We start from the raw sequence: 21,740 nt of genomic DNA, 5'->3' as shown, positions 1-21,740 counted from the left end.
TAAGCGCTGCCATCCTTCATCTTCGCGGAAACGGCCTCACAATGTCCGACATCAAGAAGATCGTCCTCGCCTATTCCGGCGGGCTCGACACCTCGATCATCGTCAAATGGCTCCAACAGCAATATCAGGCTGAAGTCATTACCTTCACGGCCGATCTCGGCCAGGGCGAAGAGCTCGAGCCGGCCCGCAAGAAGGCCGAGATGATGGGCGTCAAGCAGATCTACATCGAGGACGTGCGCGAGGAATTCGTCCGCGACTTCGTGTTCCCGATGTTCCGCGCCAATGCGCTGTACGAAGGCACCTACCTGCTCGGCACCTCGATCGCACGGCCGCTGATCGCCAAGCGCCTGGTCGAGATCGCCCGCGAAGTCGGCGCCGACGCTGTCGCGCATGGTTCCACCGGCAAGGGCAACGACCAGGTCCGGTACGAATTGTCAGCCTATGCGCTGAACCCGAACATCAAGGTGATCACGCCTTGGCGCGAGTGGGACTTCAAGTCGCGCACCGACCTGCTCGACTTCGCCGAGAAGAACCAGATCCCGATCGCCAAAGACAAGCGCGGCGAGGCGCCGTTCTCCGTCGACGCCAACCTGCTGCACTCGTCTTCCGAGGGCAAGGTTTTGGAAGACCCGTCGAAGGAAGCCCCGCCCTACGTCTTCATGCGCACCGTGGCGCCGGAAGACGCGCCCGATGTCGCGACCTATGTCGAGATCGGCTTCGAGAAGGGCGATCCCATCTCAGTCGACGGCGTGCAACTCTCTCCTGCTTCGCTCCTGACCAAGCTGAACGAGCTTGGCCGCGACAACGGCATCGGCCGTCTCGACCTGGTCGAGAACCGCTTCGTCGGCATGAAGTCGCGCGGCATCTACGAGACGCCGGGCGGCACCATCCTGCTCGCCGCGCACCGCGCGATGGAAAGCCTGACGCTCGACCGCGAGGCCGCGCATCTGAAGGATTCGATCATGCCCCGCTATGCGGAGCTGATCTATTACGGCTTCTGGTTCTCGCCCGAGCGCGAGATGCTGCAGGCGCTGATCGACAAGAGCCAGGAGCATGTCGAAGGCACGGTGCGGCTGAAGCTCTACAAGGGCAACGCCATCGTCGTCGGCCGCTCGTCGCCGAAGTCGCTCTATTCCGACGCGCTCGTCACCTTCGAGGACGATCGCGGCGCCTATGACCAGAAGGACGCGGCCGGCTTCATCCGCCTGAACGCGCTCCGTCTGCGCACGCTGGCGGCGCGCGACCAGCGCGGCTGAGACTCTGGGAAGCAAGGCAACAGGCCGTTTTCATCGGTCTGTTGCTAAAGCTTCATTTTAGAGTTAGGTTATTCGGACTGACCCAGCCTTTCCGGGCGGGATCAGTTTGTCGCTCGAACGCCAAGATACGGACAGACCGCAAATGCGTATGGATCTCGTCAGAAAAGCAACCCGCACAGCCGACAAGAAGGCTTCGGAAGTGCGCGTCATGCTGCGGACGGCGGGCCTGCGTCCGACGCGCCAGCGTCTGGCTCTGGCCGAGATCCTGTTCGAGCGCGGCAACCGCCACATCTCGGCCGAAGGGCTGCATGAAGAGGCGATGAGCCATCGCGTGCCGGTGTCGCTCGCCACCGTCTACAACACGCTGCACCAGTTCACCGAAGCCGGCCTGCTGCGCGAAGTCGCTGTCGACGGTTCGAAGACCTATTTCGATACCAATGTCGACGACCACCACCACTTCTTCGTCGAAGGAGAAAACCGCGTGCTCGACATTCCGATGTCGACCCTGCGCGTCGAGGACGTCCCCGTCCCGCCGGAAGGCATGGAAATCACCCGCGTCGACATCGTCGTGCGCCTGCGCCGCATCGGCAGCTGATTTCCGGATTTTTCGAGTTTTCAAGAACGCCGCCCGGCCCAGCCGCGCGGCGTTTTTTTGTTTTGGGGTCCTGAGGCGCGCCGAGCCACCTCCCCCTAAGAGAGCGGAAGCAAGGCCTTAAGTCCGACTTGCCCATCGCCCCTCATCCCGAGGTGCCCGGCGAAGCCGGGCCTCGAAGGAGGGTCCAGGGAATACGTCTGGCAAGCCGCGGGGAGTTTTTTTTGTTTTGGCGTGGGATGAAGGGAAAGCGCCGCCGCCTAAGCCCGTCGCCCCGGCGAAGGCCGGGGCCCATAAACACCGATCAAGCGAGATATGGCCAGCCCTCCGTCCGCAGGACGGTGTGTCTGGATCCCGGCCTCCGCCGGGATGACGCCCGAGTGATCCCGGGCCTCGCATTCAACAAGGGCGTGCGCAGGCCTTTGAGGGATAACGGAAGGACCAGTGCGGAAGCGCAGCGAAGCAAGCCCTTCGCCCTACCCTCTCCGCGAGCGGGCGAGGGTTTCTGGCCGGCGGCCGTCACAGATATTCAGGCTCACCTGCAAGCGCAGGCGATCCCCCTCTCCCGCCCGCAACAGAGGGCTGGGGGGGAGGGTCTTGCTCCTTAACCCCCTCAAAGAACCTCAGTCGATATCCTCGTCGGGATAGACGCCCCAGAGGTTTGTCTGCTTGATCCAGCCGCGGAAGCGCTTGTCGACCAGTCGGCACCAGCCGCCGGCGCAGTTGGTCACCGAGGAGACGACCTTGGGCTGCAAATAGGCGGTGATCTCGGCCGTATCGGTCGGATCGGCGCGGATCGGCAGCGGGTCGCCGTCCTGCCAGGGCGCAACCACCGCGGTGCGCTTGCCGACGAGCAGGCTGTGGAAAACCCAGCCCTCCGTGCCGTCGGAATCGCGGATGCGGCGCCAGTTGTCGAACTCCTGCACGATCTCGACCGGCAGGCCGGAGCGGGTGAACACCCAGGAAACCTTGTAGCCCTGGCCGGGACCGACGCGGACATTCACGCGGCCGGCCTTGAGCGAGACGAATCGGGGCAAGGGCAAGCCGCTCGGCCCCAGCTTCGGCGCGGCGCCGGCCGCGCCTTGGGCGCTGGCGGGCGCAGTGGGCTGGGCGACGAGGACGAGGGCGGCGACCGTGGCAATGGTCAGCGCCGAGGATAACAAGCGCCCGTCGCGCAGCCGACGGGACATTCCCAGGATCGCAGCCAAAACCATCGCGTAGACACCCCTCTTTACCGCCCGTTGCTGCGACCGGAGGTTCTTTCCCGACCGCCCGACCACCGAACCATTTGTGATCGCCGGACTGTCTGGTAGAGGATCGAGATACGCAGCGACGGGGTATACCAGCCGACGCGTATAGTTTGACGCTCCATGGTTAAGGAGCTCTCAACGGAGAGGCCGCCGCGATGAAGAAGAAGCCGCTTGTCATCGTCACACGCCGCCTGCCCGACGCGGTCGAGACGCGCATGCGCGAACTGTTCGACACGCAGCTCAACATCGACGACCGGCCGATGTCGCCGGCCCAGCTGGTCGAGGCGGTCAAGATCGCCGACGTGCTGGTGCCGACCGTCACCGACCGCATCGACGGCGCCATCCTGGCGGAAGCTGGCGAGCAGTTGAAGGTCATCGCCTCCTTCTCCAACGGCTTCGACCATATCGACGTGGAAAAGGCGCTGGCGCGCGGCATCACCGTCACCAACACGCCGGGCGTGCTGACCGAGGACACGGCGGACATGACGATGGCGCTGATCCTCGCCGTGCCGCGCCGGCTGGTCGAGGGCGCGCGCGTGCTGACGCCCGACCATGACTGGGCCGGCTGGTCGCCGACCTGGATGCTGGGCCGGCGCATGGCCGGCAAGCGGCTCGGCATCGTCGGCATGGGCCGCATCGGCCAGGCCGTGGCGCGCCGCGCCAAGGCGTTCGGCCTGTCGATCCACTATCACAACCGCCACCGCCTCTCGACGGAGATCGAGGAAGGGCTGGAGGCGACCTATTGGGACAGCCTCGACCAGATGCTGGCCCGGATGGACATCATCTCGGTCAATTGCCCGCGCACGCCCGGCACCTTCCATTTGCTTTCCGAACGCCGGCTGAAGCTGCTGCGGCCGGAAGCCTATGTCGTCAACACCTCGCGCGGCGACGTGATCGACGAGAATGCGCTGGCGAAGCTGCTCGAATCCGGCGCCATCGCCGGCGCCGGGCTCGACGTGTTCGAGCACGAGCCGACGGTCAACCCGAAGCTGCTGCGCCTCGCCGCCAAGGGCAAGGCGGTGCTGCTGCCGCATATGGGCTCGGCGACGATCGAGGGCCGCATCGCCATGGGCGAGAAGGTGCTGATCAACATCCGCGCCTATTTCGACGGCCATAAGCCGCCGGATCGCGTCCTGCCCTCGATGCTCTGAGTCGGCTAAGCGCCGGAGCTAAGCCGGATTCGGATCTTTTGGGAACCGCTCGCTGCATTAGGGCTCTTCGCTGCCTGAGGAGAGCGTCGCGCAACATCGTTGAAACGCAAAAGCCCTGTCTCCCTCGGCCGTCATCCCGGCGGAGGCCGGGACCCATACTCTCATGGCCCGCCGGAAAAAGGCTGGCCAAGGTCTGCTTGGCCGGTGTTGATGGGCCCCGGCCTTCGCCGGGGCGACGAACAGTTCATGGACAGGAGTCGGCCCCGCTAGGTTCGGAGCTTCGCTCCGACCTCTCCCTCAGGGAGAGGTGAAGATGGAGTCGGCTCCGCAGGCGACGCAGCGCTCATCAAGCAAGACCCTCACCCTACCCTCTCCCGCAAGCGGGCGAGGGTTCGGTCCGAGATCTTCATCGACTGTACGCCAATGCCTCCACTCGCTCGAAAGAGCCCCCGCGCCCGCTTGCGGAAGAGGGTTGGGGTGAGGGTGCTAGCGCGGCGGGGCGGTGGACGAGCGCTCGATCAGTTCCACCTCGAGCCGTTCGCGGTGCGGCTTGACGATGCCCTTCAGGATCATTTCCGCCGCCTGGCGGCCCATGGCGGCGATCGGCTGGGCGACCGTGGTGAGCGGCGGCTCCGAGGTCTCGCCCTCCGGCACGCCATCAAAACCGATGACCGAGACGTCGCCCGGCACCGCAATCCCACGCAGCCGCAGCCAGTCGAGCGCGATCAGCGCGACGCGGTCGGACATGCATAGCAGGGCCGTCGGCGGATGCGCAGCGCCAAACAGGCTTTGCAGCGCGTCGTGGATGCTGGCCGTGGTGTGGTCGGTCTCGTAGACCGGCACCGAGGCCGGATCGATCCCGAATTCGGCCAGCGCCGCGCGATAGCCGCCGATGCGCTCGACGGTGCCGGTGTAGACCCCCGCCTCGATCTGCGCCTCGCTGAGCAGGCCGACATGGCCTTCGTCCAGCTCCAGCGCCAGGATGGCGACATGGCGATGGCCAAGCCCCAGCACATGGCGGCCGGCCGCGCGAGCACTCTCGAATTCGTCGATGCCGATGGCCGAGATCGTCTCGTCGACCCCCACCAGTTGCAGCGCGATGAAGGGTAGGCCGCGCTCGCGGGTCAATTCCACCAGCCTCTCGCCGCCCTCGACGCAGAACAGGATGAAGCCGTCGACAATCGCGCTCTGGATGTTCCAGGCGAGCTTTTCGTCGCTGGCGGCCGAGACCAGCGAAATGCCGGCACCATGCTCGTCGCAGGCCTCCGAAATGGCGGCCATCAGGCTGCGGGCATAGGGATCGTCGAAGAAATAGCCGAGCGGCGAGGTGGTGGCGACGCCGATGGCGTTGACCTTGCCGGCGCGCAGCAGCCGCCCCTTGGGATCGGGCCCGGCATAGCCGAGCTCGCGCGCCGCCGCCTCGACCTTTTCGCGGACTTCCGCCCGTACGATCTCCGGCCGGTTGAAGGCGTTCGACGCCGTGCCCTGCGACACACCGGCGGCCTTGGCGACGTCGGAAAGCTTGATGACCCGTTTCATGCGAGAGTCTTACGTGCCGGCTGCATGTTCGTCCACTCTCCTCGCCTCAGCCTGGTTGCCGCCAACGGAATGCCAGCCCAGCTGGATCGACACGAGAGTGCAAGGCCGGGGCCAATTTCCGACCTCTCTTGTATCGGTTCAATTTTCACTTGACCAGTGGGGAAGCAGGGCCTATTCTTGAACCGGTTCAAGACGGATGTCATTTCTGACTTGAATCGATTCATCTTGCTAACCGGAGGTCGGGCCATGATCCCTGCCAGCTATCTGTTCAAAACCCTGTACCAGGACCGCTTCGAGCGGGAGCGCGCGCCGGCAGAGACGCGCAACGCCGAGACGCCGCCGCAGGACGGCCTGCGCGGCGCGCATCACCCCACGGTTCCCTACCTGGCGCTGCTGGGCCTGTTCGGCCTCGCCCGCTAGCGCGTCATGCCTTGCGCTTGTAGCGGATCGTCTCGAAGCGCATCGACAGCGCGTCGACCAGCAGCAGGCGGCCGACCAGCGGCTCGCCAATGCCGAGGATGAGCTTCAGCACCTCGGTCGCCTGCAGGCTGCCCAAAATGCCCGTCAGCGCGCCCAGAATGCCGGCCTCGGCGCAACTGGGCACCAGGCCGGGCGGCGGCGGCGCGGGGAACAGGTCGCGATATCCGGGGTTGGGCACGCCCTGCGTCGTCTCCCAGGGCAGCAGCGTCGTCAGCGAGCCGTCGAAGCGGCCGACGGCGGCGGTCACCAGCGGCCGGCGCAGGTCGGCGCAGCGATCGGCGGCGAGAAAGCGGGTCTCGAAATTGTCGGTGCCATCTGCGACAATATCATAGGCGGAAAGCAGTGCATCGGCATTGGCGGCGTCGAGCCGGACCGGGTGCGTCTCGATCGCGACATGCGGATTGAGCCGGGCCACCGCCTCCCGCGCGCTCTCGACCTTGAGCCGGCCGACGGTCGGCGTCGCGTGGATCACCTGCCGCTGCAGATTGGAGAGGGCGACGACATCGTCATCGACGATGCCGATCGTGCCGACGCCCGCCGCCGCCAGATACTGGATCAAGGGCGCGCCGAGTCCGCCCGCCCCCAGCACCAGCACCCGCGCCGCCCGCAATTTCTGCTGTCCGGGCCCGCCCACCTCCGCCAGAAGCAGGTGGCGGGAATAGCGCTCGATTTCATCGGAGGTAAACGTCATGCCCCGATCCTATCCGCTGCGCTTTTACAAGGCGAGATCATCTGCGAAACTGCCTAAAATTCGGCCAAAACGCTACGGAACACTTTCCCGCACTGCGGCATTATGTGGTCAAATCCCTTTTCCGTGGAGTTAGCTGGCCATGCATATCCGCATCGGATTCGACATTGCTTTCGAATGCGCCCAACCCACTCCGATGCTGATGATGCTTCGGGCCCATCCGAGCCTCGGCAGCCGGTTGGTCCAGCAGGACTATCTGGTGTCGGATCCGGTCGTGGCGATCGACACCTATATTGACGGCTTCGGCAATCTGGCCAGCCGCACCGTCCTGCCGGCCGGACGCACCCGCATCTGGACCGAGGGCGTCGTTTATAATGACGGCGAGCCCGACCCGGTCGTGCCGGATGCCCGCATCCTGCCGGTGCAGGAACTGCCGGAAGAATGCCTCGTCTACCTGCTGGGCAGTCGCTATTGCGAAACCGACCATCTGGGCTTCGTCGCCTGGCCCCTGTTCGGCCATCTGCCGGAAAACTGGTCGCGCGTGCAGGCGATCGTCGACTATGTCCACAATCACCTGACCTTCAGCTACCCGCTGGCCCGGCCGACGCGCACGGCGCTCGAGGCGCATAATGAGCGCTTCGCCGTCTGCCGCGACTTCGCCCATCTCGCCATCGCGCTGTGCCGCGCCATGAACATCCCGGCGCGCTACTGCACCGGCTATCTAGGCGATATCGGCGTGCCCTACGATCCCGCGCCGATGGATTTCTCGGCCTGGTTCGAGGCCTATATCGGCGATCGCTGGTACACGTTCGACGCGCGCCACAACAAGCCGCGCATCGGCCGCATCGTCATGGCGCGCGGCCGGGACGCCACCGACGTGGCGCTGACCAACGCCTTCGGCAACGCGATGCTGGTGAACTTCACCGTGCACACCGAGGAAATCGTCTGGCCTCGGGCCGGCGAACAGGCGGGCGCGCAGGCCAACCCGAACCCCGGCCAGCAGGACCCGGCCTCACTTGGTGCCGTACATCCGGTCGCCGGCGTCGCCTAGGCCCGGCACGATGTAGCCGTGATCGTCGATCTTCTTGTCGATCGAGGCGGTGTAGATCGGGATCGTCGGGTGAACAGCGTGGAAATTGGCGATGCCTTCGGGCGTCGCCAGCAGGCAGAGGAAGCGGATGTCCTTGGCGCCGCGTTCCATCAGCCGATCGACGGCGGCGACCGCCGAATTGCCGGTCGCCAGCATCGGATCGACGACGATGGTCAGCCGCTCGTCCAGGCTGTCGGGCGCCTTGAAGTAATATTCGACCGCCTGCAGCGTCTTCGGGTCGCGATAAAGCCCGACATGGGCGACGCGCGCCGCCGGCACCAGGTCGAGCATGCCTTCCAGCAGGCCGTTGCCGGCGCGCAGCACCGAGGCGAAGACCAGCTTCTTGCCGGCGAGCGTCGGCGCTTCCATCTCCGTGATCGGCGTTTCGATCGTCGTCGTGGTCATCTCGAGGTCGCGCGTCACTTCATAGCAAAGCAGCGTCGAGATCTCGCGCAGCAGCCGGCGGAAGCCCGCCGTCGACGTATGCTTGTCGCGCATGATGGTGAGCTTGTGCTGCACCAGGGGGTGGTTGATCACCGTCACGCCGTTCATTCTTGGCCTCGCTTGTCTTCGGTTGCGACTACCGTAGCCTGCCAGCTTCCCGCTGGAAACTGCGCCGCTACGTCATGCGGCGATGGCGCCCTCGATTGTCCCCACGCAACGGCCTGCTTGTGACGAGAGGCCTGCCGGGCCTATCCTGTACCCCCTCGCACAGGTTGTCGCTCCATGCCGCGCGCCGTTCTGATTGTTCTTGATTCCGTCGGCATCGGCGGCGCTCCCGATGCGGCAGCCTATGGCGACGCAGGCGCGAACACGCTCGGACACATCGCGCAGGCCTGCGCGACCGGTGGCGGCGATCGCACGGGCCTGCGGTCGGGCCCGCTGCGCCTGCCGAATCTCGGGCGCCTGGGCCTCGGCGCGGCGGCGCAGGGCGCCAGCGGCGAATGGCCGGGCACCCTGCCCGCGCCGGGCGCGACCGCAATCCATGGCCATGCGGCGGAGGTTTCGAACGGCAAGGACACCCCGTCCGGCCATTGGGAAATCGCCGCCGTGCCGGTGCCGTTCGACTGGGGCTATTTTCCGGAAACCGAGCCCTGCTTCCCCAAGGAACTCACCGACGCGATCATCCGCGAGGCCGGGCTGCCGGGCATCCTCGGCAACAGGCACGCCTCCGGCACCACCATCCTGGCCGAGCTTGGCGAGGAGCATATCCGCACCGGCAAGCCGATCCTCTACACCTCGGCCGATTCCGTGCTGCAGATCGCCGCGCACGAAACCCATTTCGGCCTCGACCGGCTCTACGCCCTGTGCGAAACGGCGCGACGCCTGCTCGAGCCCTATACGATCGGCCGCGTCATCGCCCGGCCCTTCCTGGGCGAGACGGCGGAGACCTTCGAGCGCACTGCCAACCGCCACGACTATGCCCTGCCGCCGCCGGAACCGACGATCCTCGACCGGGTGATCGCCGCCGGCGGCCGCACGCATGCCATCGGCAAGATCGGCGACATCTTCGCGCATCAGGGCATCAGCGACCTCACCAAGGCCTCGGGCAATGCGGCGCTGACCGACGCAACGCTGGCGGCGATCGAAAGCGCCGGGGATGGCGACCTGGTGTTTGCCAATCTGGTCGATTTCGACATGCTCTATGGCCACCGCCGCGACGTCGCCGGCTATGCCGCCGCTCTGGAGGCGTTCGACGCCCGCGTGCCGGAAATCGAGGCGGCGCTTCGGTCCGGCGACCTGGTGATCATCACCGCCGACCATGGCTGTGACCCGACTTGGCGCGGCACGGACCACACCCGCGAGCAGGTGCCGATCCTCGCCTTCGGCCCCGGCCTGCCGGGAAAAGACATTGGCGCGCGACGGAGTTTTGCCGATATCGGCGAAACGATCGCCGCCCATCTCGGGCTGACGCCCGGACGACACGGACGGAGATTTCTATAAATGGTTTCCCATATCCCCAAGGCCGAGCTGCATTGCCATGTCGAAGGCGCAGCCTCGCCCGACCTCGTGCGCAAGGTCGGCGCGCGGCACGGCGTCGACCTCACCGGCCTGTTCGACGCCAAGGGCAATTTCGCCTGGCACGACTTCACCTCGTTCCTCAACGCCTATGACCGCGCCGCCGCCGTCTTCCGCACGCCGGAGGATTATCGCGACCTGACCTTCAGCTATTTCTCCAGCCTAGCGGCCGAGGGCGCAATCTATGGCGAGGTGTTCATCTCGTCCGATCACGCGCTCGCCTCCGGCCTCAGCTATCGCGACTATGTCGAGGGACTGGCGCAGGGTATCCGCGATGCGGAAGCCGCGACCGGCATCGTCGGGCGGATGATCGCCACCGGCGTGCGCCATTACGGGCCGGACCGCATCCTCGCCGCCGCCGAGACGGTCGCGAACGAGCCGCACCCGCTGGTGACGGGCTTCGGCGTTGCCGGCGACGAGCGCATGTACCACCCGCGCGATTTCGCCGACGCGTTCCGCATCGCCGGCGAGGCCGGGCTGGGGCTGACCGTGCATGCCGGCGAATTCGGCGGGCCGCAGAGCGTGCGCGACGCGCTCGACCATCTCGGCGTCAGCCGCATCGGCCATGGCGTGCGCGCCATCGAGGATGCCGGCCTCGTCCAGCGCATCGTCGAGGAAGGCATCGTGCTGGAGCTCTGCCCCGGCTCGAACGTGGCGCTCGGGCTCTATCCGGACGTGGCCAGCCATCCGTTCCGCAAACTTGGCGATGCCGGGGTCCGCGTCACGGTCAGTTCCGACGATCCGCCCTATTTCGGCTCCTCGATCGGCGCAGAATATGGCTGGCTGTCCGAAGATCTCGGCCTTTCCGACGCCGCGCTGATCGCCACCACCCGCACCTCGCTCGAGGCGGCTTTCGTCGACGAGGCGACCCGTGCCCGCCTGCTCGCCAGCCTGCCCGCATAGGAGAAGACGATGCGCCGGATCGCCGCCTGCCTGGCCCTCCTGATCGCCCTCGCCTCGCCCGCCTGGGCGAGTTGGCGCGACGATATCGGCACGCTGCGCGTCGGCTTCATCGCCGGCGACAATCCGGCCTATGAGGTGGCGCGGCTGGAGAAATTCCGCTGGCGGCTGCAATACGCGCTCGCGGTCCCCGTCGAACTGTTCCCGGCCCGCACCTATGACGCGCTGATCGAGGCGCAGGCGACCGGCCGCGTCCAGTACACCGTGCTGTCGTCGCTCGCCTATATCGCGCTCGACCAGCGCTGCGATTGCGCGGAGCCGCTTGTGCAGCCGACGACCGCCGATCACGCGCGCGGGTTCCGCGCGCTGCTGGTGGCGAAGAGCGACGGGCCCCTCGCGACCTTGGCCGATGCCCGCAACATGCGGCTTGCCGTCGGCGCCAAGGATTCGCTCTCCGGCCGCCGCGCCGCCTTTGCCGGACTGGCGAAGGAGGGGATCGATCCCCCGGGCTACTTCCTGCGCATCGTCGAAACGCCGGACAGCGAGGCGGCGCTGGGCGAACTGGCGGCCGGCGAGGCCGACCTCGCCACGGCCTGGTCGTCGGCGCCCGACCCGCTTTCGGCGGCGATCGGTTCCGGACCGTTCGCCCGGCTTGCCAGCGACGGCGTGCTGTCGCCCTCAACGCTCCGGGTCGTGTGGCAATCCGAACTGATCCCGTTCGGGCCGCATGTAGTGCGCAAGGACTTGCCGGAGATGGCGAAATCGAACCTGCTGCAGGCGCTGATCGAGATGCAGCAAACCGCGCCGGAAGCCTATGACGCGATCGAGCGGGGCTATCCCGGCGGCTTCGTCGCCGCCGACCCCACGCTCTACCGCCGGCTGGCCGAGTTCCTGAACGTCGCGAAGCGGAAGGATTAGGGGTCGTCGGGCCGGGTCTGACGGGCGCTGTTTTGGCTTGAGGCGGGGCTGCAGCTCTCGGCAGATGGCAAGCAAGCCCCTCACCCCACCCTCTCCCGCAAGCGGGCGAGGGCTTTTCGGCCACGGCTTTCATCGAGCGGGAGCGCGCTTGGGCGATGGCCGGAGAGGTTTCCTCGACCCATTGAGCCGCTTAAAGCAAGCTCCGATGGCCTCGACATGCGCCGTCAAGCCCCCTCTCCCGCCTGCGGGAGAGGGTTGGGGTGAGGGTTTTTCCTGAGACATTCCCAGCGAACCAACCTCGAGGCCCGTCCGCCACCGGCCCGCGAGCCCCGATCGATCCGGAAGCGCCGCCGATCCCGCGCCCGCCCAACAAAAAAGCCCATGCCGGCGACGGCATGGGCTTTTGAAGCTCGGCACCCGAAACGCGCCTCAGGCGACCATGTCTTCGCTGGCCAGGATGTTGTCCTGCATCTTCAGCAGCGTCAGGCGCATCGTCTCGGTCAGGGCCGGATCGATGCCGCGCTCGGCCTCCTCGCGCACCGATTTGCCGATCGCGCGGATGCGCCGCACGATGCTGGCGGCATTCGGCGTCAGCCGGATCAGCTTGGCGCGGCGGTCGGCCGGATCCTGCATGCGCTCGACCAAAGTGGCGGCTTCCAGCCGGTCGAGGAACCCGACCAGGGTCATCGGCTCGACGCAAAGTTCCTCGGCGAGCGTCGATTGCCGGAGCCCGGGGTGACGACTGACAAAGGCGAGCGTTCGCGCTTCGGCAACCGTCAATCCGAGGCCAGCGTTTTCCAGCGCCTTCTCAAAGCGGCGCCGCAGCAAACGGGCCACATCGACGAGTACAAAGCCCAGCGGATCTTCGGTGGTGGCTGCCAAAAGCTGACTCTCCCATGTATAATAAGAATTCCATATTATAAACAAATCTTGCCGGGAAAGTCAAGAATCCCCTAGGTTATCGCGGTTTCACGTGCAGACCTGCCGTTACGGCATATATCTTACATTCCGCTACGTCATTCCGGGTGTCGGATCGGAGGTTGCGTTTTGCGGCCTTTTCGATCATTTTGCGCCGCAAAACATGCTGGCCGTCTCGAGGCACCTGTCCGACGCCGCCGCGCCTTTTCGGATTCGCAAATGACACTTCGCAATATCGCCATCATCGCGCACGTCGATCATGGCAAGACAACACTCGTGGACAAGCTGCTTCAGCAGTCCGGTTCGTTCCGTGACAACCAGCGCGTGGCCGAACGTGTCATGGATTCGAACGACATCGAGAAAGAGCGCGGCATCACGATTCTGGCCAAGGCGACTTCGATCACCTGGCACGACGCCCGCATCAACATCGTCGATACCCCCGGCCACGCCGATTTCGGCGGCGAGGTCGAGCGCATCCTGAACATGGTCGATGGCGTAATCGTTCTGGTCGACGCCGCCGAAGGCCCGATGCCGCAGACCAAGTTCGTGGTCGGCAAGGCGCTGAAGCTCGGCCTGAAGCCGATCGTCGCGATCAACAAGGTCGACAAGGCCGACGCGCGCATCCAGGAAGTCGTGAACGAGGTGTTCGACCTCTTCGCCGCCCTCGACGCCACCGACGAGCAGCTCGACTTCCCGATCCTGTACGGATCCGGCAAGAATGGCTGGATGGGCAATTCGCCCGACGCCTCGCATGAAGAAGGCATGGCGCCGCTGTTCGACCTGGTGCTAAAGCATGTGCCGGCGCCGCATGTCGAGGACGGCCCGTTCCGCATGATCGGCACCCTGCTCGAGTCCAACCCCTATCTGGGCCGCCTGATCACTGGCCGCATCACGTCGGGCAACGTCAAGCCGAACCAGACGCTGAAGGTGCTGGCCCAGGACGGCTCGACCGTCGAGCAGTTCCGCGTGTCCAAGATCATGGCGTTCCGCGGCATCGAGCGCCAGCCGATCGAGGAAGGCGTCGCAGGCGACATCATCGCGCTGGCCGGCATGACCAAGGGCACCGTCGCCGACACGTTCTGCGATCCGGCCGTCACCGAGGCGATCAAGGCGCAGCCGATCGATCCGCCGACCGTGTCGATGACCTTCATGGTCAATGACAGCCCGCTCGCCGGCACCGAGGGCGACAAGGTCACCAGCCGCATGATCCGCGACCGCCTGATGAAGGAAGCGGAAGGCAATGTCGCGCTGAAGATCGAGGAGTCGGCCGGCAAGGACGCCTTCATCGTATCCGGCCGTGGCGAGCTTCTGCTGGCCATCCTGATCGAGAACATGCGCCGCGAAGGCTACGAGCTGGGCGTTTCGCGCCCGCGCGTCGTGTTCCAGAAGGATCTTTCGGGCCAGACGCTGGAGCCGATCGAGGAAGTCATCATCGACGTCGATGAGGAGCATTCCGGCATCGTCGTGCAGAAGATGTCCGAGCGGAAGGCCGACATGGTCGAGCTGCGCCCCTCTGGCGGCGACCGCCTGCGCCTGGTCTTCCACGCGCCGACGCGCGGCCTGATCGGCTACCAGGGCGAACTGCTGACCGACACGCGCGGCACGGCGATCATGAACCGCCTGTTCCACTCCTATGCCCCGCACAAGGGCGAGATCGTCGGCCGCCGCAACGGCGTCATGATCTCGAACGAGTCGGGCGAGGCCGTCGCCTTCGCGCTGTGGAACCTGGAAGATCGCGGCCCGATGATGATCGAGCCCGGCTGGAAGGTCTATGAGGGCATGATCGTCGGCGAGCACACGCGCGACAACGATCTCGAAGTGAACGTGCTCAAGGGCAAAAAGCTCTCGAACGTTCGTTCGGCCAACAAGGACGAAGCCGTCCGCCTGACGCCGCCGATCCGCATGACCCTGGAGCGCTCGCTCTCCTGGATCTCGGACGACGAGCTGGTGGAAGTGACGCCGAAGTCGATCCGCCTGCGCAAGGCGATCCTCGATCCCGTCGAGCGCAAGCGCGCCGACCGTTCGAGCAAGAGCGCCTAAGCAGCGCCGCTTGGCCTGAGCGACAGAATTCAACGGCGGCGCCCCAGGGCGCCGCCGTTTGCTTTTGCAGCCGGCCCGGCACTCTTTCCGCGGGCGCCGCATCGCGTTTCTCAGCCCGTCGGCATCCGCCCCGGCGTGACCGCTTCGTCACGCTGCGGCGAACTCGCGCAGTCATGCGAGAAACCCCCTTCCCCGATGCGATTGGCAGACATATCTTGGTCGACATGAGCACTCTGTCGATCGGTGTCCGTCGCGCAGAAGCCAGTGACGCGGAAGCAATCACCGCGGTTCACGACAGCGCTTGGCGTCAGGCGTATGATGGGTTGATCCCGGCCCGGGAACTGGGCCGGATGATCACGCGGCGGGGTGCTGCGTGGTGGAGCCGCGCGATACGCCGCGGCACCGGCATCATCGTCATCGATGTCGGCGGCACCGTGGTCGGCTATGCCACTTTCGGTCCCAACCGGGCGCGCAACCTGGTCCAGCGCGGCGAAATCTACGAGATCTACATGCGGCCGGAATATCAGGGCGTCGGCCTCGGCACCCGGCTGTTCCTCGCCGCCCGGCGCGAGCTTCTGCGCCACGGCTTCGATTCCGCCGTGGTCTGGGCGCTGGCCGAGAACGAGGGCGCCTGCCGCTTCTACAAGAATGCCGGCGGCCGCAAGGTGGCGCGCGGCAGCGAGCGCTTCGGCGACACGGTGCTGGCCAAGGTCGCCTTCGCCTTCGCGCGCGGCTGAGCCGCCCTTTCCTCCCGATCCGGATCGACCTTCCCGGCGCGGCTTGCTGCGCTGCGGCGAATTCGGGCTTGCGGGCCGGGATGGCGCCCCGTAAAGGGAAGCGCCCATTTCACTCGAGGTACCGCCATGAACATCGATGCTGTTCCGATCGGCAAGAATCCCCCGCACGACGTCAATGTCATCATCGAAGTTCCGGTCGGCGGCGAGCCGATCAAGTACGAGATGGACAAGGAAGCCGGCGCGCTCTACGTCGACCGCTTCCTCTATACGCCGATGCGCTATCCCGGCAATTACGGCTTCGTCCCGCACACGCTCTGCGGCGACGGCGACCCGATCGACGTGCTGGTCGCCAACCAGCGCGCCATCGTCCCCGGCGCGATCATGAATTGCCGCCCGGTCGGCGTTCTCAAGATGCGCGATGAGGGCGGCGAGGACGAGAAGATCCTGGCCGTGCCGTCGACCAAGCTGACGCGCCGCTACGAGAACGTGAAGTCCTACAAGGACCTGCCCGAGATCACGCTGCAGCAGATCGAGCACTTCTTCCGCCACTACAAGGATCTCGAAAACGGCAAGTGGGTCGAGATCACCGGCTGGGGCGACCTCGACGAGGCGCAGCAGCTGATCGTTGACGCCATCGAACGCGCCAAGAAGGGCTGACCGCGATGTCGCCCACGCGGCGCGGCGTCGCGCAATTTCTGCTGGCGGCCGTGCTCGGCGTGGGCCTCGTCCCGACAAAGGTGGGAACGTCGGCTGCCGCCGACGATCCCGAGGCCTTCGTGGCCGCGATCTATGCGCGTTACGAGAACGGCGGCGAAGGCGTGCCGCTCGACAATGCCGAGACCGTGCGCGCGCTGTTCGAGCCGCGCCTGGCCGAGCGGATGATCGCCGACAGCGACGAGGCCGCCGCCGCGGGCGAGGTCGGCAAGCTGGACGGCGACCCCTTCGTCAACGCGCAGGACTGGGACATTTCCGATCTGCGCGTCGATGTCGAAGCCGGGACGCCCGACACGGCCGAGGGCCATGTCACCTTCCTGAATTTTGGCGAGCCGAAGCAGATCGAGCTGCGGCTGGTCCAGATCGACCAGGGCTGGCGCATCCGCGACGTGTTCTGGGACGAAGGATCCCTGCGCGGGCTCTACACCCACTGAGCGGGAACGGGGTGGCGCGCGTATCGCGCGGACCGTCCGTTCAGCCGGTCAGCCGTGCCAGCCGCTCGATCAGGTCTGAAACCTCGCCATCGATGCGCAGGCCCTTCAGCCGCGCCGTATGGCCCGTGATCAGCAACACGGCCGAGCGTGGGACGCCGACGGCCTTGGCCAGCAGCGCCTCCAGCGCCGCATTGGCCGCGCCCTTGTCCGGCGCCGCCCGCACCCGCGCCAGCACCACCTTGCGGCCATCCGCCAGTTCGCCGAGGCCGTCGATGCGATCGCTGCCGCCCTTGGGCGTCAGGCGCACCTGAACCACGACATGGCCATCGCCGGTGCGGACGAAGCCGTTATCGCTCAAAACACGTTCGGGTAGACGTAGCGGATGATGACCTGCTGGATCAGGATGATGCCGAGCAGCAGGATGATCGGCGAGATGTCGATGGCGCCGAGGCTCGGCATGAAGGCACGGATGCGCCGCAGCGCCGGCTCGGTCGCCTGGTAGAGGAACTTGCCGATGGAAGCCACGACCTGATTGCGCGGATTGACCACGCCGAAAGCGTAGAGCCAGCTGAACAGGGCGCTGGCGATCACGATCCACCAATAGAGGTTGAGGGCGATCATAACGACGTCGAGGATAGCGCGCATGGGTTTCCCGGGATGGTCGCGGAAGAAATCAGGACGTCCTGATGTAGCGATCGCCCGCCACGACCGCAACCCGCGCCTGCGGCGGGCGCCCCGGCGGCCCCTTTGCCCTCGTGCCAACCGAGCCGCCTGACCACCGCCCGAGAACAGCCCGGCGGTCAGGAAGGCGTGCCTTCGCAGGAATCCAGAGGAGCGCCCGTCCCATCGCCGCGGGCACGACGGCCTGTCGTTTCGGCCTTGCTGGCGCGACGTTCCGGAGGTGCTTGACAGCCTTCGGCGCCCCCCTCTAAATGGCCGCGTCGCGATGCGACGGGGCCGTAGCTCAGATGGGAGAGCGCTGCAATCGCACTGCAGAGGTCAGGGGTTCGATTCCCCTCGGCTCCACCAGCTTTTCAGCTGGTCGGAATAGTTTAGTCCAGCTGCTAGCCTGCCTGCCGCCCCCCCCCCCCGGAGGCCGCGGATCCATGGCTCGCTCCAGCAAGATCCTGTCCGCCGACTGAGCCGCTCTCGACACGGCTCGGGACCGCCACCGGCCTAAAGCGTGACGGACCGCGCAGCCTTCCCCTGGGTCCAGATCGCGGAGTTGGTGGGCTCCCCCCGGCACCTCGCCGCGACGCGACGCGAAAACGCTCCAGCCCAGATCGCAGACGCGATTTCCTCCGTGGCGGGCACCAGCGCGTTGCCACCGAGATCATCGCCACAACAGATTGCTTGGCGGGACCGAATCCGATAGCAATCATTTCAACATCTCTTGAGAGGTTGAAATGGACGAGGCACAGGCCCTGAATGCGTTTGCGGCGCTGTCGCAGGAGACGAGGCTCCAGATTGTCCGGCTGCTGGTGAAGGCCGGGCCAGAAGGTCTGGCGGCCGGCGTCATCGGCGAGGCCGTTGGCGCGTCGTCGTCCAAGGCCTCGTTCCATCTGAGCCATCTGGAACAGGCAGGGCTGATCACCTCCCGGCGCGAGTCCCGTTCGATCCTCTACAGCGCCGCCTATCCGGCCCTGGCCGGCCTGGTCGGCTTCCTGATGCGCGACTGCTGCCAGGGCCACCCCGAAGTGTGCGAGCCCGCCATGGCGGCGCTTGCCGCCTGCAACTGCTAGCCAGAAAGACGAAGAAATGATGGACCGGATCTACAATGTCCTGTTCCTCTGCACGGGCAACTCGGCGCGCTCGATCCTTGCTGAGTCCATTCTCAACAAGGACGGCGCAGGCCGCTTCAGGGCCTTCTCGGCCGGCAGTCAGCCCAAGGGCAGCGTCAATCCACTCGCGCTTCGTGTGTTGGAGAGCTTTGGATATCCCGCCGAGGGCTTCCGCTCAAAACCCTGGGATGAATTCGCCGCGCCCGGCGCTCCGACGATGGACTTCGTGTTCACCGTCTGTGACAGCGCCGCTGGCGAAGCCTGCCCGGTATGGCCGGGGCAGCCCATGACCGCGCATTGGGGCATCGAAGACCCTGCGGGCGTGGTTGGCAGCGACTACGAAATGGAGAGGGCGTTCGTCACAGCTTTCGGAATGCTGAAGACGCGCATCTCCCTGTTCACGGCGTTGCCGTTCAAGCGCCTCGATACCATCGCGCTGGGAGCGAAGCTCTCCGAAATCGGCCAGATCGAGGGTGCCAGCTCGCCCCGGAAGATTGGAGCCTAGGCGTCCATGACCTTCGTCATCTACCACAACCCCGATTGCGGCACCTCGCGCAACACGCTCGCTTTGCTGCGCAGCGTGGGGGTCGAGCCGCGCGTTGTCGAATATCTCAAGACCCCGCCGAGCCGCGCGGAACTCGCCGATCTCATCGACCGGATGGGCCTCGCGGTGCGCGACGCGATCCGCCAGAAGGGCACGCCCTATGCCGCGCTCGGCCTCGACGATCCAGCCTTGGGCGACGACGCCCTGCTCGATGCGATGATCGCGCATCCCATCCTGATCAACCGGCCGATCGTGGTCGGCCCGCCCGGCGTGCGACTATGCCGGCCGTCCGACATCGTGTTCGACCTGCTGCCGACCGGCGTCACGACCGCCCTTCTCAAGGAGGAGGGCGTGCCTTTCCTGGTCGACGCAGGGATAGCGGGGGACGACCCCGGCCTCGTCGGCGCCCTGCAATCCGCTGGCCTTCCCTGCGACGATCTCCTGGCGCCGGGACGGACCTTCTTCGCCTACCGGACGTCGGCCGGCGATCCCGTCGGCTTCGGCGGCTACGAGGCGCTCGGCGACAACGCGCTGCTGCGGTCCATCGTCGTCCTGCCCGCGTGGCGCGCCCAGGCGCTGGGCCGCAACCTCGTGTCGCTCCTGCAGCGGCGCGCCTTTGATGCGGGCGCCCGCCGCGCCTGGGTGCTCACAAGCTCGGCCGCGCCCTTCTTCGAAAAAATCGGCTTCAAGCCTGTCGCGCGGGACGATGCGCCGGCCACCGTCCTCGCGACCCGTCAGGCCAGCAGCCTGTGCCCGGCCGACGCCGCCCTTCTCGCCCGCACCATCCGCTTCTAGAGCCTTTCACCGTTTCTCCGGAACGGTGCAACGCTCTAACTCCTTGTGGGATCACGTTTCTTCACGCGAACCGGTACCCATTTCGCTCGAGAACGCTTCTAGAGGCCCGCCCGTGTCCATCTTCGAACGCTATCTCACCCTGTGGGTAGCCCTCTGCATCGTCGCCGGCATCGCCCTCGGCCATGTCATGCCGGGTGTCTTCCAGGCCATCGGCGCAGCCGAAATCGCAAAGGTCAATCTGCCGGTCGCCATCCTGATCTGGCTCATGGTCATTCCCATGCTGCTGCGGATCGACTTCTCGGCGCTCGGCCAGGTCGGCCGACACTGGCGCGGCATCGGCGTTACCCTGTTCATCAACTGGGCCATCAAGCCCTTTTCCATGGCGCTGCTCGGCTGGCTGTTCATCGGCTGGCTGTTTCGCCCGCTGCTGCCGGCCGACCAGATCGACAGCTACATCGCCGGCCTCATCATCCTCGCCGCCGCGCCCTGCACCGCCATGGTGTTCGTCTGGTCAAACCTAACCAAGGGCGAGCCCCTCTTCACCCTGTCGCAGGTGGCGCTCAACGACGCCATCATGGTCGTGGCTTTCGCGCCCATCGTCGGCCTGCTGCTGGGACTGTCGGCCATCACCGTCCCCTGGGGCACGCTTCTGCTCTCGGTCGCGCTCTACATCGTCGTACCGGTGCTGCTCGCCCAGATCGCCCGTCGCCGGCTGATCGCCACGGGCGGGCAAGCCGCGCTGGCGAAGGCCCTGCGACGGCTGGGTCCGGTCTCACTGGTGGCGCTGCTCACCACGCTGGTGCTGCTGTTCGGCTTCCAGGGCGAACAGATCATCGCGCAGCCCCTGATCATCGGCCTGCTCGCGGTTCCGATCCTGATCCAGGTCTATTTCAACGCCGGCCTCGCCTACCTCCTGAACCGGGTCACGGGCGAAGCGCATTGCGTCGCCGGCCCCTCCGCCCTGATCGGCGCGTCCAACTTCTTCGAGCTCGCCGTCGCCGCCGCCATCAGCCTGTTCGGCTTTCACTCGGGCGCGGCGCTTGCAACCGTCGTCGGTGTGCTGATCGAGGTGCCGGTCATGCTCTCCGTGGTGTGGATCGTGAACCGGTCCAAAGGCTGGTACGAGCGCGGCCCTCTTGTCCGCCCCACTCTTGAGGAGACGCGGACATGATTCCCGCACTGCCCAACGTCGCCGCCGACCTGCTCCAAGCTCCCGAATCGGACAAGCTGCGGAAGACGGCCTCGACGCATCGTCCACGCATCCTGCTGCTCTACGGCTCGCTGCGCGAGCGCTCCTACAGCCGCTTCCTGACCCTGGAGGCCGAACGGCTGCTGCAGCATTTCGGCGCGGAAACGCGGGTGTTCGATCCGCACGGCCTGCCGCTGCCGGACGCAACGGCCGCCGACCACCCCAAGGTCCAGGAACTGCGCGAACTGGCGCTCTGGTCGGAGGGGCAGGTCTGGACCAGCCCCGAGCGCCACGGCGCGATGAGCGCGGTCATGAAGGCGCAGATCGACTGGATCCCGCTTTCGGTCGGTGCCGTGAGGCCAACGCAGGGACGGACGCTCGCGGTAATGCAGGTGTCGGGCGGCTCGCAATCGTTCAATGCCGTCAACCAGCTCCGCGTGCTCGGGCGCTGGATGCGCATGATCACCATTCCGAACCAGTCTTCTGTCGCCAAGGCGTTCCAGGAGTTCGACGAGGCCGGGCGCATGCGGCCGTCGAGCTACTATGACCGGGTCGTCGACGTGATGGAGGAGCTGGTCAAGTTCACGCTGCTGACGCGGGATGTCTCGCCCTACCTCACCGACCGCTACAGCGAGCGCAAGGAGGCCGCCGAGGCCCTCGAAGCCCGCCTCTCGCTTGCCGCAGCCGTGCGATGACCGCAACCGC

General features: G+C 66.2%; 24 protein-coding genes and 1 tRNA gene. 18 read left to right on the top strand and 7 right to left on the bottom strand.

The annotated features are described in order from the left end of the window. Window positions 1–41 precede the first annotated feature (41 nt). Together ABIE08_RS18750 and irrA are read left to right on the top strand one after the other, a co-directional pair. Window positions 42–1,256, top strand: coding sequence for an argininosuccinate synthase (locus ABIE08_RS18750; RefSeq protein WP_354553363.1), 1,215 nt, complete (start codon window positions 42–44; stop codon window positions 1,254–1,256). Window positions 1,257–1,398: 142 nt separating this feature from the next. Continuing rightward, window positions 1,399–1,851 (top strand): iron response transcriptional regulator IrrA, encoded by a 453-nt coding sequence (gene irrA / locus ABIE08_RS18745; protein WP_354553362.1) that lies wholly within the window; start codon window positions 1,399–1,401, stop codon window positions 1,849–1,851. 620 nt (window positions 1,852–2,471) lie between these two features. On the opposite strand, the gene ABIE08_RS18740 is transcribed toward irrA, so the two are convergent. Next, window positions 2,472–3,038, bottom strand: a complete 567-nt coding sequence (locus tag ABIE08_RS18740) for an SH3 domain-containing protein (protein ID WP_354553361.1) — start codon at window positions 3,036–3,038, stop codon at window positions 2,472–2,474. Window positions 3,039–3,253: 215 nt separating this feature from the next. Between ABIE08_RS18740 and ABIE08_RS18735 the strand changes: the two genes are divergently transcribed. Further along, window positions 3,254–4,249, top strand: a complete 996-nt coding sequence (locus tag ABIE08_RS18735) for a 2-hydroxyacid dehydrogenase (protein ID WP_354553360.1) — start codon at window positions 3,254–3,256, stop codon at window positions 4,247–4,249. Window positions 4,250–4,735: 486 nt separating this feature from the next. Here ABIE08_RS18735 and ABIE08_RS18730 read toward each other — a convergent pair whose 3' ends face one another. After that, the gene (locus tag ABIE08_RS18730; RefSeq protein WP_354553359.1) at window positions 4,736–5,788 is read right to left on the bottom strand and encodes a LacI family DNA-binding transcriptional regulator; all 1,053 of its coding nucleotides are present in this window, start codon (window positions 5,786–5,788) and stop codon (window positions 4,736–4,738) included. Window positions 5,789–6,034: 246 nt separating this feature from the next. Here ABIE08_RS18730 and ABIE08_RS18725 point away from each other — a divergent pair, with 246 nt between their 5' ends. Then, the gene (locus tag ABIE08_RS18725) at window positions 6,035–6,208 is read left to right on the top strand and encodes a hypothetical protein (RefSeq protein ID WP_354553358.1); all 174 of its coding nucleotides are present in this window, start codon (window positions 6,035–6,037) and stop codon (window positions 6,206–6,208) included. A 4-nt stretch (window positions 6,209–6,212) separates the two neighbouring features. Here the strand turns inward: ABIE08_RS18725 and moeB are convergent, their stop codons facing one another. Then, the gene (gene moeB, locus ABIE08_RS18720; protein ID WP_354553357.1) at window positions 6,213–6,959 is read right to left on the bottom strand and encodes a molybdopterin-synthase adenylyltransferase MoeB; all 747 of its coding nucleotides are present in this window, start codon (window positions 6,957–6,959) and stop codon (window positions 6,213–6,215) included. Between the two features lie 139 nt (window positions 6,960–7,098). Between moeB and ABIE08_RS18715 the strand changes: the two genes are divergently transcribed. Beyond that, a complete protein-coding gene (locus ABIE08_RS18715; protein WP_354553356.1) occupies window positions 7,099–8,007 on the top strand; it encodes a transglutaminase-like domain-containing protein in 909 nt (302 codons plus the stop codon). Here the strand turns inward: ABIE08_RS18715 and upp are convergent. Further along, the gene (gene upp, locus ABIE08_RS18710) at window positions 7,969–8,598 is read right to left on the bottom strand and encodes a uracil phosphoribosyltransferase (protein WP_354553355.1); all 630 of its coding nucleotides are present in this window, start codon (window positions 8,596–8,598) and stop codon (window positions 7,969–7,971) included. The two genes, ABIE08_RS18715 and upp, sit on opposite strands and share 39 nt — an antisense overlap. Window positions 8,599–8,772: 174 nt before the next feature. Between upp and ABIE08_RS18705 the strand changes: the two genes are divergently transcribed. Genes ABIE08_RS18705 through phnD form a run of 3 tightly spaced genes read left to right on the top strand, consistent with a single transcriptional unit; the run spans window position 8,773 to window position 11,883 of the window. Next, window positions 8,773–9,990 carry a phosphopentomutase gene (locus tag ABIE08_RS18705; protein ID WP_354553354.1) on the top strand — a complete coding sequence of 406 codons (1,218 nt, stop codon included), beginning with the start codon at window positions 8,773–8,775 and terminating at the stop codon, window positions 9,988–9,990. Beyond that, on the top strand, window positions 9,991–10,968 hold the full coding sequence (locus ABIE08_RS18700; RefSeq protein ID WP_354553353.1) for an adenosine deaminase: 978 nt from the start codon (window positions 9,991–9,993) through the stop codon (window positions 10,966–10,968). Between the two features lie 9 nt (window positions 10,969–10,977). Next, on the top strand, window positions 10,978–11,883 hold the full coding sequence (gene phnD / locus ABIE08_RS18695) for a phosphate/phosphite/phosphonate ABC transporter substrate-binding protein (RefSeq protein ID WP_354553352.1): 906 nt from the start codon (window positions 10,978–10,980) through the stop codon (window positions 11,881–11,883). 429 nt (window positions 11,884–12,312) lie between these two features. Here the strand turns inward: phnD and ABIE08_RS18690 are convergent, their stop codons facing one another. After that, the gene (locus tag ABIE08_RS18690; protein WP_354553351.1) at window positions 12,313–12,765 is read right to left on the bottom strand and encodes a MarR family winged helix-turn-helix transcriptional regulator; all 453 of its coding nucleotides are present in this window, start codon (window positions 12,763–12,765) and stop codon (window positions 12,313–12,315) included. Window positions 12,766–13,020: 255 nt separating this feature from the next. On the opposite strand from ABIE08_RS18690, the gene typA reads away from it, so the two are divergent. The 4 genes from typA to ABIE08_RS18670 all read left to right on the top strand — a co-directional run bounded on the left by typA (window position 13,021) and on the right by ABIE08_RS18670 (window position 16,726). Then, window positions 13,021–14,841: a translational GTPase TypA gene (gene typA, locus ABIE08_RS18685; protein WP_354553350.1), complete on the top strand. Its 1,821-nt coding sequence runs from the start codon at window positions 13,021–13,023 to the stop codon at window positions 14,839–14,841. Window positions 14,842–15,065: 224 nt separating this feature from the next. Further along, window positions 15,066–15,578, top strand: a complete 513-nt coding sequence (locus ABIE08_RS18680; protein WP_354553614.1) for a GNAT family N-acetyltransferase — start codon at window positions 15,066–15,068, stop codon at window positions 15,576–15,578. Window positions 15,579–15,704: 126 nt separating this feature from the next. Beyond that, entirely contained in the window at window positions 15,705–16,235 is a 531-nt protein-coding gene (gene ppa / locus ABIE08_RS18675) for an inorganic diphosphatase (protein WP_354553349.1), read from the top strand. 5 nt (window positions 16,236–16,240) lie between these two features. Continuing rightward, on the top strand, window positions 16,241–16,726 hold the full coding sequence (locus ABIE08_RS18670; RefSeq protein ID WP_354553348.1) for a DUF3828 domain-containing protein: 486 nt from the start codon (window positions 16,241–16,243) through the stop codon (window positions 16,724–16,726). A 40-nt stretch (window positions 16,727–16,766) separates the two neighbouring features. On the opposite strand, the gene ABIE08_RS18665 is transcribed toward ABIE08_RS18670, so the two are convergent. Then, the gene (locus tag ABIE08_RS18665) at window positions 16,767–17,084 is read right to left on the bottom strand and encodes a DUF167 family protein (protein ID WP_354553347.1); all 318 of its coding nucleotides are present in this window, start codon (window positions 17,082–17,084) and stop codon (window positions 16,767–16,769) included. After that, entirely contained in the window at window positions 17,081–17,371 is a 291-nt protein-coding gene (locus ABIE08_RS18660; RefSeq protein ID WP_354553346.1) for a YggT family protein, read from the bottom strand. The genes ABIE08_RS18665 and ABIE08_RS18660 overlap by 4 nt, the downstream gene beginning before the upstream one ends. Window positions 17,372–17,679: 308 nt before the next feature. Between ABIE08_RS18660 and ABIE08_RS18655 the strand changes: the two genes are divergently transcribed. The 6 genes from ABIE08_RS18655 (at window position 17,680) to arsH (ending at window position 21,730) form a co-directional block, all read left to right on the top strand. Beyond that, window positions 17,680–17,755: transfer RNA gene (locus ABIE08_RS18655), tRNA-Ala, on the top strand. Between the two features lie 377 nt (window positions 17,756–18,132). Then, a complete protein-coding gene (locus tag ABIE08_RS18650; RefSeq protein ID WP_354553345.1) occupies window positions 18,133–18,468 on the top strand; it encodes an ArsR/SmtB family transcription factor in 336 nt (111 codons plus the stop codon). A gap of 16 nt (window positions 18,469–18,484) precedes the next feature. Beyond that, window positions 18,485–19,012: an arsenate reductase ArsC gene (locus tag ABIE08_RS18645; protein WP_354553344.1), complete on the top strand. Its 528-nt coding sequence runs from the start codon at window positions 18,485–18,487 to the stop codon at window positions 19,010–19,012. Between the two features lie 6 nt (window positions 19,013–19,018). After that, window positions 19,019–19,846, top strand: coding sequence for an arsenate reductase (glutaredoxin) (gene arsC / locus ABIE08_RS18640; RefSeq protein WP_354553343.1), 828 nt, complete (start codon window positions 19,019–19,021; stop codon window positions 19,844–19,846). Between the two features lie 112 nt (window positions 19,847–19,958). Further along, window positions 19,959–21,017, top strand: coding sequence for an ACR3 family arsenite efflux transporter (gene arsB / locus ABIE08_RS18635; protein WP_354553342.1), 1,059 nt, complete (start codon window positions 19,959–19,961; stop codon window positions 21,015–21,017). Then, window positions 21,014–21,730: an arsenical resistance protein ArsH gene (gene arsH / locus ABIE08_RS18630; protein WP_354553341.1), complete on the top strand. Its 717-nt coding sequence runs from the start codon at window positions 21,014–21,016 to the stop codon at window positions 21,728–21,730. Before arsB ends, arsH begins: the two co-directional genes overlap by 4 nt. Window positions 21,731–21,740: the final 10 nt, after the last annotated feature.

The organism is Kaistia defluvii (assembly GCF_040548815.1).
GTDB lineage: Bacteria > Pseudomonadota > Alphaproteobacteria > Rhizobiales > Kaistiaceae > Kaistia > Kaistia defluvii_A.
The sequence above is the reverse complement of the archived record's forward strand: the minus strand, read 5'-3'. Positions and strand labels throughout refer to the sequence as shown.

What these genes read in the sequence shown, in the direction of transcription:
- arsC (WP_354553343.1), top strand. Translation starts at nt 19,019, where the DNA reads ATGACCTTCGTCATCTACCACAACCCCGATTGCGGCACCTCGCGCAAC.
- ABIE08_RS18730 (WP_354553359.1), bottom strand. Translation starts at nt 5,788, where the DNA reads ATGAAACGGGTCATCAAGCTTTCCGACGTCGCCAAGGCCGCCGGTGTG.
- ABIE08_RS18660 (WP_354553346.1), bottom strand. Translation starts at nt 17,371, where the DNA reads ATGCGCGCTATCCTCGACGTCGTTATGATCGCCCTCAACCTCTATTGG.
- ppa (WP_354553349.1), top strand. Translation starts at nt 15,705, where the DNA reads ATGAACATCGATGCTGTTCCGATCGGCAAGAATCCCCCGCACGACGTC.
- ABIE08_RS18740 (WP_354553361.1), bottom strand. Translation starts at nt 3,038, where the DNA reads ATGTCCCGTCGGCTGCGCGACGGGCGCTTGTTATCCTCGGCGCTGACC.
- typA (WP_354553350.1), top strand. Translation starts at nt 13,021, where the DNA reads ATGACACTTCGCAATATCGCCATCATCGCGCACGTCGATCATGGCAAG.
- ABIE08_RS18645 (WP_354553344.1), top strand. Translation starts at nt 18,485, where the DNA reads ATGATGGACCGGATCTACAATGTCCTGTTCCTCTGCACGGGCAACTCG.
- phnD (WP_354553352.1), top strand. Translation starts at nt 10,978, where the DNA reads ATGCGCCGGATCGCCGCCTGCCTGGCCCTCCTGATCGCCCTCGCCTCG.
- ABIE08_RS18650 (WP_354553345.1), top strand. Translation starts at nt 18,133, where the DNA reads ATGGACGAGGCACAGGCCCTGAATGCGTTTGCGGCGCTGTCGCAGGAG.
- ABIE08_RS18715 (WP_354553356.1), top strand. Translation starts at nt 7,099, where the DNA reads ATGCATATCCGCATCGGATTCGACATTGCTTTCGAATGCGCCCAACCC.
- moeB (WP_354553357.1), bottom strand. Translation starts at nt 6,959, where the DNA reads ATGACGTTTACCTCCGATGAAATCGAGCGCTATTCCCGCCACCTGCTT.
- ABIE08_RS18750 (WP_354553363.1), top strand. Translation starts at nt 42, where the DNA reads ATGTCCGACATCAAGAAGATCGTCCTCGCCTATTCCGGCGGGCTCGAC.
- upp (WP_354553355.1), bottom strand. Translation starts at nt 8,598, where the DNA reads ATGAACGGCGTGACGGTGATCAACCACCCCCTGGTGCAGCACAAGCTC.
- ABIE08_RS18735 (WP_354553360.1), top strand. Translation starts at nt 3,254, where the DNA reads ATGAAGAAGAAGCCGCTTGTCATCGTCACACGCCGCCTGCCCGACGCG.
- ABIE08_RS18725 (WP_354553358.1), top strand. Translation starts at nt 6,035, where the DNA reads ATGATCCCTGCCAGCTATCTGTTCAAAACCCTGTACCAGGACCGCTTC.
- ABIE08_RS18670 (WP_354553348.1), top strand. Translation starts at nt 16,241, where the DNA reads ATGTCGCCCACGCGGCGCGGCGTCGCGCAATTTCTGCTGGCGGCCGTG.
- ABIE08_RS18700 (WP_354553353.1), top strand. Translation starts at nt 9,991, where the DNA reads ATGGTTTCCCATATCCCCAAGGCCGAGCTGCATTGCCATGTCGAAGGC.
- ABIE08_RS18705 (WP_354553354.1), top strand. Translation starts at nt 8,773, where the DNA reads ATGCCGCGCGCCGTTCTGATTGTTCTTGATTCCGTCGGCATCGGCGGC.
- irrA (WP_354553362.1), top strand. Translation starts at nt 1,399, where the DNA reads ATGCGTATGGATCTCGTCAGAAAAGCAACCCGCACAGCCGACAAGAAG.
- arsH (WP_354553341.1), top strand. Translation starts at nt 21,014, where the DNA reads ATGATTCCCGCACTGCCCAACGTCGCCGCCGACCTGCTCCAAGCTCCC.
- ABIE08_RS18680 (WP_354553614.1), top strand. Translation starts at nt 15,066, where the DNA reads ATGAGCACTCTGTCGATCGGTGTCCGTCGCGCAGAAGCCAGTGACGCG.